This is a genomic window from Citrobacter sp. Marseille-Q3906 (genome assembly GCF_916618775.1).
Classification (GTDB): domain Bacteria; phylum Pseudomonadota; class Gammaproteobacteria; order Enterobacterales; family Enterobacteriaceae; genus Citrobacter; species Citrobacter murliniae.
Genome location: NZ_CAKAKA010000002.1, coordinates 1,341,994 through 1,357,298 on the forward strand (window position 1 = coordinate 1,341,994; position 15,305 = coordinate 1,357,298).

A 15,305-nucleotide genomic window follows, 5' to 3' on the forward strand; every position below is an offset into this window, starting at 1 on the left:
ATCACCACGCAATTAGCAGATAGAAGCCCAGGCATACGCAAAGCGTAAAGAGAGACAGATCCATTAACAGGGGATGCCATATTTCGCCGGAGTAGATCCAGTCGCGTAGTAGACGATGAGCAACCAGCCAGAGAATGAACCCCGCGACAAACGCCTTGAAAATAGGGGGGAAATAGACAGATGCGCCGATCATTAAATCTTGTAAGGGCAATCCTGTTGCATTAAACATAAACTTCACGGGCAAAATCCTTGGCGGAAGAGAGCATTGCTATAGGTTTAGCAAAAAAGGGACAATGAGTCTCTTTAACACAGAATGTCTGAAAAAATGTCATCCGGTAAGCAAATTTGGCAATACATTTGTTTTGAGAATACAAATGCTGCACACTATTCTAAAATCAGTATAATAACTTAGCAAGCTAATTATAAGGAGATGAAATTGGAATCGCCACTAGGTTCTGATCTGGCACGGTTGGTGCGCATTTGGCGTGCTCTGATTGACCATCGCCTGAAGCCTCTGGAGTTGACGCAGACACATTGGGTTACGCTGCACAACATTCATCAGTTGCCGCCGGATCAATCGCAGATTCAGTTGGCTAAAGCGATAGGTATTGAGCAGCCTTCACTGGTGCGTACGCTTGACCAACTGGAAGAAAAGGGACTCATTTCGCGACAGACTTGCGCCAGCGATCGTCGGGCAAAGAGAATAAAACTCACTGAGAAAGCGGAACCGCTAATCGCAGATATGGAAGCGGTAATCAATAAAACGCGCGGAGAAATTCTGGAAGGGATCTCGGCCGAGGAGATTGATTTGCTGATTAAACTGGTTGCCAGGCTGGAACACAATATCATTGAGCTACAGTCTCAGGGCTGATGTGAAATTTAACGTGTGGCCAGAGCCTGACCACACGTTAATTCGATTAGCGTGGGGAAACGGTAACTTCTCTGCCGTTGCTTGCCATTACGACACGCTGGCCTGCGGCGAATTTGGTTGCGCCTTGTTTCTGCACTACCATGATGGTATTACCGTCATCCTTACGGATTTCCAGTTCCACACCCTGGGTTTTATTCATTGCACCCTGCACGCCCTGGCCAGCAACGCCGCCAGCTACAGCGCCTGCAGCAGTTGCTAATGAGCGGCCAGTACCACCGCCAACGGTGTTACCGAGGAACCCGCCGAGTACCGCACCACCGATAGCGCCAATTACGTTTGCGTCATCACCACCCTGAATTTGAACCGGACGAACATGAACAATCGTGCCATAGGTTACGTTCTGAACCTGTTTTGCTTCGGATGCGGTATACACGTCACCTGAAAGGCTGTCATTGTTAACGCAACCGGCTAAAGATACGCCCATTAATGAAATAATAAGCACACGTTTAATCATTTAAAAATCTCCTTGTCACCACGAAACGCTGAAAAAAACACCCTTCATGATAAAATTATATGGCATTTGTGAGCCTAAGGTCACATGTTCTACTGGAACAATATGAAAATCATAATTGGGTCCGGGTTAACCGAGTATAAACGAACCACTCATCAAATCGATTGAAATGATGACCTGTTGCCATCAGTAACCCGCAAAAAATCATCAATGAAGCATGGAATTACGCGGCACTTTATGGTTGAGTGTCAAGGCTAACATGCTTAAAAGGATGACATATGAAATCGGGCCGTTTTATCGGTGTTATGTCTGGAACCAGCCTTGATGGTGTTGATGTTGTGCTGGCGGCAATAGATGAAACGATGGTTGCGCAACAGGCGAGTCTTACCTGGCCCATCCCCATCCATTTGAAACAAGCCATTCTGGACATTTGCCAGGGGCAACAACTCACGCTTTCTCAGTTTGGTCAGTTGGACACCCAACTGGGACGTTTGTTCGCTGAGGCGGTGAATGCGCTCCTGTCGCAGCAAAAATTAAAGCCGCAGGATATCGTTGCTATTGGTTGTCACGGACAAACTGTATGGCATGAACCTACAGGCGCCGCGCCTCATACGCTGCAAATTGGTGATAACAATCAAATTGTGGCGCATACGGGGATCACTGTGGTCGGGGATTTTCGCCGGCGTGATATTGCGCTGGGTGGGCAGGGGGCGCCGCTGGTTCCTGCTTTCCATCAGGCTTTGCTGGCGCATCCGACGGAACGCCGGATGGTGCTGAATATCGGTGGGATTGCCAATTTGTCACTGCTCATACCTGAAAAACCTGTAAGAGGATATGACACCGGACCGGGCAATATGCTGATGGATGCTTGGATCTGGCGCAAATGCGGTCGACCTTACGACAAAGATGCGCAGTGGGCCAGCGAAGGAACGGTGATTATTCCTCTGCTGCAAAATATGCTTAGCGACCCCTATTTTTCTGCACCCGCGCCAAAAAGCACTGGTCGCGAGTATTTCAATTATGGCTGGATAGAACGTCACCTGGCGCAGTTTCCGGGGATTAACCCGCGCGATGTGCAGGCGACGCTTGCCGAACTGACGGCGGTGACCATTTCAGAGCAAGTCTTGCTGAGCGGTGGTTGTGAGCGACTGATGGTTTGTGGCGGCGGAAGCCGTAATCCGCTTCTGATGATGCGTCTGGCGGCGTTGTTGCCGGGTACAGAAGTAACATCAACGGATGAGGCAGGCATTAGCGGTGATGATATGGAAGCGTTAGCCTTTGCCTGGCTGGCGTGGCGTACCTTGGCTGGATTACCGGGTAATTTGCCTTCGGTGACCGGTGCGGCAGAGTCCAGTGTTTTAGGGGCGATTTTCCCTGCAAACCCACGATCTCAGAGTTAACTGAAATTATCCTCGCCTGTATGCCGGTAAACTAGGGAAGTTAGGGAGGGTGTCATTGCCCTCCGGGACCAGGAAAGTCTTCAGGATATGGCTATGAAAAAACTGTTAATTGTCTGTCTGCCCGTACTGCTTAGCGGTTGTAGTGTTTACAATCAATTTGTCGAGCGCATGCAAACGGATACACTCGAATACCGCTGTGATGAAAAACCGCTTACTGTGAAGTTGAACAATACTCAACAAGTTGCGAGCTTTGTTTACGATAATCAGTTAGTGAAACTCAAACAGGGTGTGTCGGCATCCGGTGCGCGTTACACGGACGGCATCTACGTCTTCTGGTCTAAAGGAGACAATGCAACGGTCTATAAACGCGACAGAGTTGTGTTAAATAACTGTCAGTTACAGAACCCGAAGCGTTGAGATTTTCACCTGGGCGGCGCACAATAGCGTCACCCACTGACAATCCGTAGCCCAACATCATGTCTGATAACGACGAATTGCAGCAAATCGCGCATCTGCGCCGTGAATACACGAAAGGCGGTCTTCGCCGCCGCGATCTTCCCGCCGAACCCCTTGCGCTTTTTGAGCGTTGGCTGGGGCAAGCCTGTGACGCCAAACTGGCGGATCCTACTGCGATGGTTGTCGCAACCGTCGATGAAAATGGTCAACCCTACCAGCGTATCGTGTTGCTCAAACATTATGATGACAAAGGGCTGGTTTTTTATACCAACATGGGCAGCCGCAAGGCGCATCAGATTGAGAATAATCCCCGCATCAGCCTTTTATTCCCCTGGCATACGCTGGAACGGCAGGTCATGGTTATCGGTAAGGCTGAACGTCTTTCCACGCTTGAGGTGGTGAAGTATTTCCATAGCCGCCCACGCGACAGCCAGATTGGTGCCTGGGTCTCTAAACAGTCAAGTCGGATCTCCGCACGCGGTATTCTTGAAAGTAAATTTCTTGAGCTGAAGCAGAAGTTTCAGCAAGGAGAAGTTCCGTTACCTAGCTTCTGGGGCGGTTTTCGCGTGAGTATTGAACAAATGGAGTTCTGGCAGGGCGGTGAAAACCGTCTACACGATCGTTTTTTATACCAACGTGAAGATAACGCGTGGAAAATTGATCGCCTCGCTCCGTAAAGATGCAAAATTCTTGTTTTAAGCGCTGGTACTGATGAATCCGGCGCTTTATTCTATGTCTCTTTCGCATCAGGCGAAAAGTCGTGTACCGGCAAAGGTGCAGTCGTTTTATACATGGAGATTTTGATGGCAAGCAGTAACTTGATTAAACAATTGCAAGAGCGGGGGCTGGTGGCCCAGGTGACGGACGAGGAAGCGTTAGCAGAGCGACTGGCGCAAGGCCCGATCGCGCTCTATTGCGGCTTCGATCCTACCGCTGACAGCTTGCATTTGGGGCATCTGGTTCCATTGTTATGCCTGAAACGCTTCCAGCAGGCGGGCCATAAGCCTGTCGCACTGGTAGGTGGTGCAACGGGGCTGATTGGTGACCCGAGCTTTAAAGCCGCCGAGCGTAAACTGAACACCGAAGACACCGTGCAGGAGTGGGTGGATAAGATCCGCAAACAGGTTGCGCCGTTCCTCGATTTCGACTGTGGCGACAACTCTGCGATTGCTGCGAACAACTACGACTGGTTTGGCGGTATGAACGTACTGACTTTCCTGCGTGATATCGGCAAACACTTCTCCGTTAACCAGATGATCAACAAAGAAGCGGTGAAGCAGCGTCTTAACCGTGACGATCAGGGGATCTCTTTTACCGAGTTTTCATACAACCTGTTGCAGGGTTACGACTTCGCTTGCCTGAACAAACTGCACGGCGTTGCGTTGCAAATCGGTGGTTCTGACCAGTGGGGTAACATTACCTCTGGTATCGACCTGACTCGCCGCCTGCATCAGAACCAGGTGTTTGGCCTGACTGTTCCGCTGATCACCAAAGCAGACGGTACCAAATTCGGTAAAACAGAAGGTGGCGCAGTATGGCTGGATCCGAAAAAAACCAGTCCGTATAAGTTCTACCAGTTCTGGATTAACACCGCTGATGCTGATGTGTATCGCTTCCTTAAATTCTTCACCTTTATGGACATTGAAGAGATCAACGCTCTGGAAGAAGAAGATAAGAACAGCGGCAAAGCGCCTCGTGCTCAGTATGTTCTGGCTGAACAAGTGACACGTCTGGTTCATGGTGAAGAAGGGCTGGTGGCGGCAAAACGCATTACCGAAAGCCTGTTCAACGGTGATCTGGGCTCCCTGAGCGAAGCTGATTTCGAACAGCTGGCACAGGATGGCGTACCGATGATTGAGATGGAAAAAGGTGCCGATCTGATGCAGGCACTGGTTGATTCCGAACTGCAACCCTCTCGCGGCCAGGCGCGTAAGACTATTGCGTCTAACGCGGTCACTATCAACGGTGAGAAACAATCTGACCCGGAATATTTCTTCCAGGAGAGTGATATTTTGTTCGGTCGCTACACCTTACTGCGCCGTGGCAAAAAGAACTATTGCCTGATTTGCTGGAAGTAAGTAAAAGTCAGCGGGGGCGTGGGAAACTACGCCCCTTTATTATTCTAGGGTTGTGGTAAGTTAAATGAAGAATATCCTCGCCATCCAGTCCCACGTTGTTTTTGGCCATGCGGGCAATAGTGCAGCAGAATTTCCGATGCGTCGTCTTGGCGCGAATGTCTGGCCACTTAACACCGTTCAGTTTTCCAACCACACGCAGTACGGTAAATGGACAGGCTGTGTCATGCCGCCCAGTCACCTGACTGAAATCGTCCAGGGTATTGCTGATATCGATAAACTCCAGCAGTGCGACGCAGTTCTAAGCGGATATCTGGGGTCTGCAGAGCAGGGCGAGCATATTCTGGGCATTGTGCGCAAAGTTAAAGCAGCCAATCCACAAGCGAAATATTTCTGCGACCCGGTAATGGGCCATCCAGAAAAAGGATGTATTGTTGCGCCGGGTGTTGCCGAATTTCATGTACGCCATGCGCTACCGGCCAGCGATATTATCGCACCCAATTTGGTCGAACTCGAAATCTTGTGTGAGCACGCAGTTAACAATGTGAATGAGGCAGTGATAGCGGCTCGTGAACTGATTGCTCAGGGTCCGGAAATTGTGTTGGTTAAGCACCTTGCTCGCGCGGGTATCAGCACGGATCGTTTTGAGATGCTACTGGTGACTGCTGAACAAGCGTGGCATATCAGTCGGCCATTAGTGGATTTTGGTACTCGTCAGCCTGTTGGCGTTGGTGATGTTACCAGCGGTTTACTGCTGGTGAAGCTGTTACAGGGCGCGTCTTTACAACAGGCGCTGGAACATGTGACTGCGGCGGTGTACGAAATTATGATCGCGACCAAAGAGATGCAGGAGTATGAGCTGCAGGTTGTTGCCGCTCAGGATCGTATCGCTAAACCGGAACACTACTTTAGCGCAACGCAGTTGTAATAAATGCCGGATAAGCGTTAGCGCTATCCGGCACTAAACAGTTAGTTTAACCCTTCAGCTTTTAGCGCCGCAGTCACTGCCGGACGCTCCGCCATACGCGCCATATACGCTTCGATATGGCTGAATCCTTCCATATTCAATTTCACTGCATATGCCCAGCGCAGCACGGTGAACAGATAGGCATCCGCAATGCTGAAACGTTGACCGCAGATCCACGGATTGTCTTTTAATGACTCATTTACATATTGCATTTTTTTCTCCAGCAGAGCACGAACGGTTGGTTTGTACTCTTCTGGTGTATCGGGGCGAAACAGAGGGGTAAAGCCTTTATGCAGCTCTGTAGCAATAAAGTTAAGCCACTCGATTGTTTTGTAGCGGGAGAGGCTGCTGGTGGGGGCAAGGAGCTGACGGTCTGGTACAGAGTCGGCCAGGTACTGCATGATGGCAACGCCTTCGGTCAGTAGCGTTCCGTCATCAAGCAGCAGCGCGGGAACTTGTCCTTTTGGGTTTACCGCGAAAAAATCGTCGCCGTTTTCCAGACGTTTCTTCATCAGATCAACACCATCCAGCGTGAAATCTTTACCACTCTCACGCAGTGTGATGTGGGAAGCAAGAGAACAAGCGCCCGGTTTGTAGAACAGTTTCATCGGTAACTCCTTTTGGCTGAGGTATATCGTATGGTAGTGCTACCTCAGACAAAAAAAAAGCCGCTAACATAAAGTTAGCGGCCTTAAGATAAGTTTCCCTGAGAATTACGCTGTTGCGGCCTTAGAGGCTTTCTCGCTTACATCGTCGTCCTGAGTCATACGGTTCAGTTTCGGTGCTGTCAGCAGCATCAGAACAGCAATAACCGCTGTAGCAATACCAATCTGCAGGAACACACGTCCGTATACTTCAAGAGACATCAGCGGGTCAGTAACGTTTTCTGGAACTGCCATCATGTTAGCAACGTAGCCACCAATAATGTTGGCGCCTGCGGTAGTCAGGAACCAGCTACCCATGATAAAGCCCATCAGGCGCTGCGGAACCAGCTGTGCAACCATCGCCAGACCCAGACCAGAGATCATCAGTTCACCGATACTTTGCAGACCGTAGCAGATGATCAGCCAGTTAACGGAAACGATGCCCGCATCAGTTGCGAATTTCGCACCCAGCGGCAGGATCAGGAACGCGCCAGAACACAGCACCATACCAATAGCAAACTTGGTTGGCATCGGCAGGGTGTCACCCATCTTGTTATAGATGGCGGCAAGGATTGGGCTGCCAATGATGATCCAGAATGGGTTCAGTGCCTGGTACTGCTCAGGTTCGAAAGCGATGCCCAGAATAGAGTGTTCAACGTTACGAATCGCAAAGAAGTTCAGTGACGTAGGCATCTGGCTGTAAAGCACGAAGAAGATAATCGCTTCCAGCATCAGAATAAAAGCGACGATCATTTTACGACGTGCAGCACCGTGCATGGAGAACGCTTCTTTACCGAAGATAACCACGATGCCCATAGCGATAACGCCCAGAACCATACGTGCGATACCCTGGTTGTGCAGCAGCCATGTCGCGATAGCGATCAGAACTACAACGCCACCAATTGTCAGCAGCAGGTTACGGTAGTTAATTGGCTCGAAGTCAGGTTTAGAACCGTACTGTTTGACCCAACGCTGGCAGAATGCGAAGTTCACGACGGTGATCAGCATACCAACGACGCTCAGTGCGAACGCGGTGCTCCAGCCGTAACGTGCAGCCAGCCACGGAGTTGCCAGCATAGAGAAGAATGAACCGATGTTGACGGACATATAGTACATGGTAAATGCACCATCAAGACGCGGGTCATCTTTTGCATAGCAGGTAGACAGCAGGGATGATGGGTTTGCTTTGAACAGACCGTTACCGACCGCGATGGCCGCCATGCCCATATAAACGATACCCGCGTCGTGACCAGACCATGCAACCAGTGCATAACCGATGGCCAGGACAATAGCACCCAGCATGATGACACGCTTCGTTCCCAGAACCTTGTCACCTAACCAGCCGCCAATGGCAACAAGACCATAAACCAGGGCGCTAAAGGATGAGAAAAGGGTGATGGAATCCGCTTCTGACATACCCAGTTGCTTCACCAGGTAGACGGCCATAATTCCTTGCAGGCCGTAATAGCCAAAACGTTCCCACAGCTCAATCGAGAAAATGAGATAGAACGCTTTTGGTTGTTTGAAGGCGTTTAAACTGACGCTTTCAGTTGGTTTATTGTTTGCAGTAGACACTTTTACCTCTTTTTTTACATCCCATATCAACGGGGGTGTTCAGGTACGTGATGAGTCAAGTTCATCCGTCCGATTGTTATAGTGGGAGGGGAAACGGCAAGTAATGTTCACTATCTTGACCATTCAGACAAGGGGTTTGTAATAATCTGTTACATATATCTGAACTGGTGAAATCATCCAGGCTAATAAATGTTATCTAGCGTTAAATTTCTTCAATTGAAAAATGGCAGATTTTTACACTGTCAGATAGGGGCGGAAACCGCAATGTGGCGATATGTTCTGCTATTCAAGGTTGAATCCAGTGATATAGGCCATTATCTTAAAAATAGCCAGTGTAATGTTTTGTATCGAATTGACGGGGTCAGGTCATTTGCTTGTCATTTTAACTACAAAATAAAAAATATTTTACATTGTGTTATCAGGGTGATCTTGATCACGGATGGATAGAAATTTCTATTACTAAAAAAACGATTAACCTGCTCAGGTGTTAATTCACAAGAATATTACATCAGATATGCCCGCGACTATGGCATCATTGACGGGAAATGAGAGATTAAGAAGTGCATAACTAATAGTTATGGAAGTGGGCAATGGCCTTGCCCACAAAATTATCAGATATCGACTTTCTCTTTGAATTCGCAGAGGTCTTCGATGATACAAGAGCCACAACGTGGTTTCCTGGCAATGCAGGTGTAGCGACCATGAAGAATTAACCAGTGATGGCAATCGACTTTAAATTCACTGGGAACAACTTTCAGCAGTTTTTCTTCTACCTGCTCAACGTTTTTACCCGGTGCGAATTGCGTTCGATTACACACTCGAAAAATATGGGTGTCGACGGCTATGGTAGGCCAACCAAAGGCGGTGTTTAGCACCACATTCGCTGTCTTGCGCCCGACACCGGGCAGTGCTTCCAGTGCAGCCCGATCTTCAGGTACTTCGCCATGATGTTGTTCCAGCAGAATACGGCAGGTTTTAATTACGTTTTCTGCTTTGCTGTTAAACAAGCCTATCGTTTTAATATACGACTTAACCCCTTCGACACCGAGATCCAGCATCGCGGCAGGGGTATTGGCGACGGGATAGAGCTTTGCAGTGGCTTTATTGACGCTGACATCGGTGGCCTGCGCCGACAGTAAAACGGAAATCAGCAACTCAAACGGCGAGGTAAAATTGAGCTCGGTTGTTGGATGCGGGTTGTTGTCACGCAGACGTGTGAGTATTTCCAGCCGTTTCGCTTTGTTCATTACACATTCCCTGTCTCGCCTGCCGGACTGTCCGTCACTGCAGCCTCAGCACGACGCTTTTTCATTCTTTCATCAATAAGATATTTAACCGCCAGCATCAGTCCCAGACCAATGAACGCTCCCGGCGGTAGCATGGCCAACAGGAACGGCGTATCCGTATGGAAAATCTCGACGCGCAGCGCTTTGGCCCAGCTACCCAGCAGGCCGTCTGCGCCATCAAACAATGTCCCGTTACCAATGATTTCACGCAGTGATCCGAGGACAAACATCGCGCCGGTTGCTCCCATGCCGATGGAAAAACCATCGAGCGCGGATAAAGCGGGGCCTTTTTTAGCGGCAAACGCTTCTGCACGGCCAACCACAATACAGTTGGTCACAATTAAGGGAATGAAGATCCCCAGGGACTGATACAAACCAAAGGCATATGCGTTGATAAGCATCTGCACCGCACTCACCACTGAGGCGATGATCATGACATAAATCGGGATACGAATTTCAGGCGGTGTCCAGCGACGCAGGGCTGAGATAGTCAGGTTAGTCAGCGTCAGTACCAGTGTTGTAGCAAGCCCCAGACCCAGGGCGTTGGTGGCGGTAGAGGTCACCGCTAACAGTGGGCACATGCCGAGTAACTGCACCAGGGCGGAGTTATTTTTCCATAGCCCCTGAACAATGACGTCTTTAATTTCGCTCATGGTTTATTCTCCACAGGCGGTAAGTTGAGGAAGCTGCGCAGGCAGCGTTTGCGCGTACAGACCAGCGCGTTTAACTGCATTAACTACCGCACGCGGGGTGATGGTCGCGCCAGTGAACTGGTCAAAGTCACCACCGTCTTTTTTAACCGCCCAGTGTGGGTCATTTTCAGTGCTGATTTTTTTGCCACTAAAATGGGTTATCCAGTCGGACAGACGCAGCTCTATTTTATCACCCAGCCCCGGCGTTTCATGATGTTCCGTTACGCGCGAACCCAGTACGGTACCATTGAAATCGACGCCGACCAGCAACTGAATAGCGCCAGAGTATCCATCAGGTGCGGTAGCTTCCAGAATTGCCGCTACCGGACGGTCATCCTGACGGGCAATATAAACGTGGTGTGATCCTTTACCCAACGCCGGTGCATTAACCAGATAGCAGCTTTCAGGCAGATTATTATTGTAGCGATCGCCAGGCAAAACCTGATCGAACAGCGCCTTTTGCTGCAGTGCGGCCTGTTCATCAATGGTGGACTTGGTTAACTGATTAATGGCTGCCGTTAACCCCGTAGAGCCCGCAGCAAACAGTGCCAGAGTGATACCGTGTTTACGAATCGTTTTCAGCATATGTTGTCCTTAGCGATGTCCGTACACGCGAGGGCGGGTGTAATAATCAATCAGGGGAACAGTGATATTTGCCAGCAATACGGCAAAGGCCACGCCATCCGGATACCCACCAAAACTGCGAATCAGCCACACTAACAGACCTGCAAGCGCGCCAAAAATCAGGCGACCACGGTTAGTTGTTGATGCCGTAACGGGATCGGTAAGAATAAAGAATGCGCCGAGCATAGTTGCACCTGAGAGCAGGTGCAACTGTGGTGAAGCCAGTGAATCCGGGGAGAAAAACCAGCCTAACGTCGCACAGATGGCGAGCGATAGCAGAAAACTGACCGGGATATGCCAGCGAATTGCTTTTTGCCACAATAACACTACACCGCCAGCCAGCCAGGCCAGGTTCACCCACTGCCAGCCAGCGCCTGCGAGCATTCCGCTGTAAATAGGATACTGCATGACTTGTTCAACGGAGTGTCCTGCGTGTAACGATGTTTTGAACGTATCCAGCGGTGTGGCCTGACTGATGCCATCGATCCCCATGCGTAGAGCGTTCATATCACTGCCGCCCACGGTATGTCCGGTAAAGATTACGTTCAGGGCATCAAAGAAACCCGGCACCGTAGCCGCAATTTCATGCGGTGGCAACCAGCTGGTCATCTGCACCGGGAATGAAATAAGCAGGACGACATAGCCTATCATTGCGGGGTTAAATGGATTCTGCCCGAGACCGCCATACAATTGTTTGGCAATGATGACCGCGAATACAGTACCTAATACCACCATCCACCATGGAGCAAGCGGCGGAATACTGACGGCAAGCAGCAATCCTGTCAGCAACGCGGAGTTGTCTTTCAGGATTGCGACGACGGGCTGTTTACGCAGTTTTAGCACGCTGGCTTCGGCGGCGATAGCGCTGGCAGAGGCGAGAACTATCTGCAATAACGTTCCCCAACCAAAGAACCATAACTGAGCGGCAATACCCGGTAATGCGGCAATTAACACCAGCAGCATAATGCGTGATGTCTGGCGCTGATTATGGGTATAAGGGGAGCTTGCTATTCTGAATACCATTTATTCCTCGTTAACAACCTGCTGCTGTGCGGCTTTTTTAGCCTGCGCGCGTGCAATAGCGGCCGCGACAGCGGCTTTGCGTGGATCTACCGGTTCGGCCGTTTCAGCGACGGTCTGCTGCTCAAGTTTGCGTGCTTTAGCCCGGGCAATCGCGGCTTCGACAGCGGCTTTGCGCTGATCTACCGGTTCGGCCGTTTCAGCGTCCGTCTGCTGTTCAAGTTTGCGTGCTTTAGCCCGGGCAATCGCGGCTTCGACAGCAGCTTTGCGCGGATCTACCGGTTCGGCCGTTTCAGCGTCCGTCTGCTGTTCAAGTTTGCGTGCTTTAGCCCGGGCAATCGCGGCTTCGACGGCAGCTTTGCGCGGATCAGTCGCCGTACCGCTCTCTTCAGACAGTGAGTTTTCCGCCTGTTTAGCTCGTGCCTGTGCTTTGCGCGCCTCACGGGCGGCAATGGCGGCGCTGTTGTCGGGTTTTTCGCCAGCCTTGATCACCACCGGCTGCATTGCCTGCGCCTGCTTTTCTTTTACGCGGGCAAGTGCGGCGGCAATGGCATCATGATCTTTTGCGGCAGGTTGTACCGCCGCGCTTTTGTGGCGTTCAAGACGAGCCGCTTTTTCACGTTCCAGTCGCGCTTGTCTGGCTTCAAAGCGTGCTTTTGCTTCAGCGGCGCGTTTTTCTTCCTGACTAATGGCATAAAGCTCAGCTTTTTCCTGGCGGAAATATTGCACCAGCGGAATATTGCTTGGACAAACCCAGGCACAGGCTCCGCATTCAATGCAGTCAGCGATATTGTGACTGGTTGCCTTATCGTGCTGTTGTCCTTTACTGAACCAGTAAAGTTGCTGAGGCAGAAGATCCGCCGGGCAGGCATCGGCACAGGCGCTACAACGAATGCAGCCTTTCTCTTCCTGCGGTTCACCCATTTCACTGACAGATGGCGCGAGAAGACAGTTAGTGATCTTAACGATGGGAACATCAAGCCAGGGAAGGGTGAAGCCCATCAGTGGGCCACCCATAATCACCATCTGTTCAGCAGAAGGGCAAAAACCGGCGTCATTCAGCAGATGACGAACAGGGGTGCCTAACCGTGCCCAGACGTTACCCGGACGGCTGACGGCTTCACCTGTCAACGTAACAACACGCTCGGTGATTGGTTCTCCGTCTATCACGGCGCGTTTAATCGCATAGGCAGTACCGACGTTTTGCATCAGTACACCGATATCCGAGGAGCGTCCACCGTGCGGAACTTGTTTCCCGGTCAGTATTTGGGTCAATTGCTTGGCCCCGCCGGAAGGGTATTTAGTGGGAATGACGCATAAGCTTATATCGTGCGAGTCTGCCAGCACCGCACGCAGCATTGAAATTGCCTGCGGTTTGTTATCCTCAATCCCGAGTAATATTTCGCGTGGCTGCAAAATATGCGCGAGTATACGGATGCCTTCGACGACCTGGGCCGCACAATCCTGCATTAAACGGTCATCAGCCGTAATGTAAGGTTCACATTCAGCGGCATTGATGATTAGCGTTTCAATTTTATCACCGCCGCCCTGCAGTTTGACGCCGGTTGGAAAACCTGCACCACCTAATCCGGCTACACCGTATTGGTGAATACGTGCAATTAACTCTTCCCGGCTGTGGGAGCGATAATCTGCCCAACAATCGCGTTCAATCCAGCGATCTTCTCCATCCGCATCAATGATGACACTCAGCTCGGCTAATGCCGAAGGATGCGCAGTGGAGTGAGGGGCGATGGCGGTAATCGTGCCCGAGGTCGGAGCATGAACCGGCAGCATTCTGCCACGCCCGCGGGTCAGCGCCTGGCCGCGCAGAACGTGATCACCCACGTTTACGCACAGCTCACCTTCAGCACCAATATGCTGCTTCAGCGGAATGATAAAACGCGGCGCCAGCGGAACCTGTCGCAGCGGAGTACCATTTGACTGGGTTTTCATCTCCGGTGGATGTATGCCGCCATCGAAGTCCCAAATTTTGTTTTTTCTGAATGCAGAGAATAGATTAAACATGTTGTTCCACGGGAATGATGCGCACGGGGATAGTGTTCAAATCCCACTTCCAGCTATCAGGTGTTTCGGCGACTGGACGTAATTCGATACATTGGGTCGGACACGGATCAACACACAGATTACACCCCGTGCAGAGATCGCTCATCACCGTGTGCATGGCGCGCGTCGCGCCCACGATGGCATCGACCGGACAGGCCTGAATACACTTTGTGCAGCCAATACAATTATTTTCATCAATGACTGCCAGCATGCGCACGGGCGTAAGGTCCTGCTCTTCGCCATCAATAGGTTGCGGATCGACGTTAAGCAGAGTAGCAATTTTCAACATCACCGCTTCACCGCCAGGCGCGCAGCGGTTAATTTTTTCACCCTGGCAGCCTATGGCTTCAGCATAAGGGCGGCAGCCCGGATAACCGCACTGTCCACACTGGCTTTGCGGGAGAATTTCATCGATTTTCTCCACGACTGGATCGTCCTCTACGGCAAAACGACGAGAGGCGTAACCCAAAATAGCGCCGAACGCCAGACCCAGCAGACTCACTGCGGCAACGGCAATCCAGATAGCATTCATTACAACTTCACCAAACCACTAAAGCCCATAAAGGCCAATGACATTAAACCGGCGGTAATTAGCGCAATCGCATTACCGCGAAAAGGGGCAGGGACGTCTGCCACGGCGAGGCGTTCGCGAATCGCAGCAAACAGTACCATCACCAGTGAGAAGCCGACAGCAGCGGAAAATCCGTACAGCGCCGACTGTAAAAAATTATGACCAAGATTGATGTTCAGCAATGCGACGCCCAGTACCGCACAGTTTGTGGTGATCAGCGGTAAGAAGATCCCCAGCAGACGGTACAGCGCAGGGCTGGTTTTGCGCACCACCATTTCGGTAAATTGCACGACCACAGCGATGACCAGGATAAAGGCCAGCGTGCGCAAATAAATGAGATCGAGCGGGATGAGGATCCAGGTGTCAATCAACCATGCGCAAATAGATGCCAGCGTCATGACAAAAGTCGTGGCGAGGCCCATACCCATTGCGGTTTCCAGTTTTTTGGAAACACCCATAAAGGGGCAAAGCCCCAGAAACTTGACCAGTACAAAGTTATTGACCAGTACAGTTCCGACAAACAGCAGCAGGTAATCAGTCATTTTTCGG

General features: G+C 50.7%; 17 protein-coding genes. 6 read left to right on the top strand and 11 right to left on the bottom strand.

The genetic code is table 11. From position 1 onward, the window contains the following. Window position 1: 1 nt before the first annotated feature. Window positions 2-238, bottom strand: coding sequence for a DUF1656 domain-containing protein (locus tag LG384_RS10715; RefSeq protein ID WP_045442519.1), 237 nt, complete (start codon window positions 236-238; stop codon window positions 2-4). A 192-nt stretch (window positions 239-430) separates the two neighbouring features. On the opposite strand from LG384_RS10715, the gene slyA reads away from it, so the two are divergent. Further along, window positions 431-871 carry a transcriptional regulator SlyA gene (gene slyA / locus LG384_RS10720; RefSeq protein WP_019076732.1) on the top strand — a complete coding sequence of 147 codons (441 nt, stop codon included), beginning with the start codon at window positions 431-433 and terminating at the stop codon, window positions 869-871. 46 nt (window positions 872-917) lie between these two features. On the opposite strand, the gene slyB is transcribed toward slyA, so the two are convergent. Beyond that, window positions 918-1,385, bottom strand: coding sequence for an outer membrane lipoprotein SlyB (slyB, locus tag LG384_RS10725; protein ID WP_045442526.1), 468 nt, complete (start codon window positions 1,383-1,385; stop codon window positions 918-920). Between the two features lie 275 nt (window positions 1,386-1,660). Here slyB and anmK point away from each other — a divergent pair, with 275 nt between their 5' ends. The 5 genes from anmK to pdxY all read left to right on the top strand — a co-directional run bounded on the left by anmK (window position 1,661) and on the right by pdxY (window position 6,241). Beyond that, on the top strand, window positions 1,661-2,782 hold the full coding sequence (gene anmK, locus LG384_RS10730) for an anhydro-N-acetylmuramic acid kinase (RefSeq protein ID WP_045442529.1): 1,122 nt from the start codon (window positions 1,661-1,663) through the stop codon (window positions 2,780-2,782). Window positions 2,783-2,869: 87 nt separating this feature from the next. Further along, window positions 2,870-3,199, top strand: a complete 330-nt coding sequence (mliC, locus tag LG384_RS10735; RefSeq protein WP_136345584.1) for a C-type lysozyme inhibitor — start codon at window positions 2,870-2,872, stop codon at window positions 3,197-3,199. Between the two features lie 59 nt (window positions 3,200-3,258). Next, entirely contained in the window at window positions 3,259-3,915 is a 657-nt protein-coding gene (gene pdxH, locus LG384_RS10740; RefSeq protein ID WP_045442541.1) for a pyridoxamine 5'-phosphate oxidase, read from the top strand. A gap of 126 nt (window positions 3,916-4,041) precedes the next feature. Next, the gene (gene tyrS, locus LG384_RS10745; protein ID WP_045442543.1) at window positions 4,042-5,316 is read left to right on the top strand and encodes a tyrosine--tRNA ligase; all 1,275 of its coding nucleotides are present in this window, start codon (window positions 4,042-4,044) and stop codon (window positions 5,314-5,316) included. Window positions 5,317-5,380: 64 nt separating this feature from the next. Beyond that, window positions 5,381-6,241, top strand: a complete 861-nt coding sequence (gene pdxY, locus LG384_RS10750) for a pyridoxal kinase PdxY (protein WP_045442547.1) — start codon at window positions 5,381-5,383, stop codon at window positions 6,239-6,241. Window positions 6,242-6,282: 41 nt separating this feature from the next. Here pdxY and gstA read toward each other — a convergent pair whose 3' ends face one another. The 9 genes from gstA to rsxA form a co-directional block, all read right to left on the bottom strand. Further along, a complete protein-coding gene (gstA, locus tag LG384_RS10755; RefSeq protein WP_045442550.1) occupies window positions 6,283-6,888 on the bottom strand; it encodes a glutathione transferase GstA in 606 nt (201 codons plus the stop codon). A gap of 105 nt (window positions 6,889-6,993) precedes the next feature. Then, window positions 6,994-8,499, bottom strand: a complete 1,506-nt coding sequence (gene dtpA / locus LG384_RS10760) for a dipeptide/tripeptide permease DtpA (protein WP_048221511.1) — start codon at window positions 8,497-8,499, stop codon at window positions 6,994-6,996. Between the two features lie 611 nt (window positions 8,500-9,110). After that, entirely contained in the window at window positions 9,111-9,746 is a 636-nt protein-coding gene (gene nth, locus LG384_RS10765; RefSeq protein WP_045442555.1) for an endonuclease III, read from the bottom strand. Next, entirely contained in the window at window positions 9,746-10,438 is a 693-nt protein-coding gene (locus LG384_RS10770; RefSeq protein ID WP_225760879.1) for an electron transport complex subunit E, read from the bottom strand. Before LG384_RS10770 ends, nth begins: the two co-directional genes overlap by 1 nt. Window positions 10,439-10,441: 3 nt before the next feature. Next, window positions 10,442-11,062 (bottom strand): electron transport complex subunit RsxG, encoded by a 621-nt coding sequence (rsxG, locus tag LG384_RS10775; RefSeq protein WP_225760880.1) that lies wholly within the window; start codon window positions 11,060-11,062, stop codon window positions 10,442-10,444. A gap of 9 nt (window positions 11,063-11,071) precedes the next feature. Then, the gene (gene rsxD / locus LG384_RS10780; protein WP_045442563.1) at window positions 11,072-12,124 is read right to left on the bottom strand and encodes an electron transport complex subunit RsxD; all 1,053 of its coding nucleotides are present in this window, start codon (window positions 12,122-12,124) and stop codon (window positions 11,072-11,074) included. After that, window positions 12,125-14,146, bottom strand: a complete 2,022-nt coding sequence (gene rsxC / locus LG384_RS10785) for an electron transport complex subunit RsxC (RefSeq protein ID WP_225760881.1) — start codon at window positions 14,144-14,146, stop codon at window positions 12,125-12,127. Beyond that, the gene (gene rsxB / locus LG384_RS10790) at window positions 14,139-14,717 is read right to left on the bottom strand and encodes an electron transport complex subunit RsxB (protein ID WP_045442568.1); all 579 of its coding nucleotides are present in this window, start codon (window positions 14,715-14,717) and stop codon (window positions 14,139-14,141) included. The genes rsxC and rsxB overlap by 8 nt, the downstream gene beginning before the upstream one ends. Then, complete coding sequence (gene rsxA / locus LG384_RS10795; protein WP_005121199.1) at window positions 14,717-15,298, bottom strand: electron transport complex subunit RsxA; 582 nt, start codon at window positions 15,296-15,298, stop codon at window positions 14,717-14,719. Before rsxA ends, rsxB begins: the two co-directional genes overlap by 1 nt. Between the last annotated feature and the right edge of the window lie 7 nt (window positions 15,299-15,305).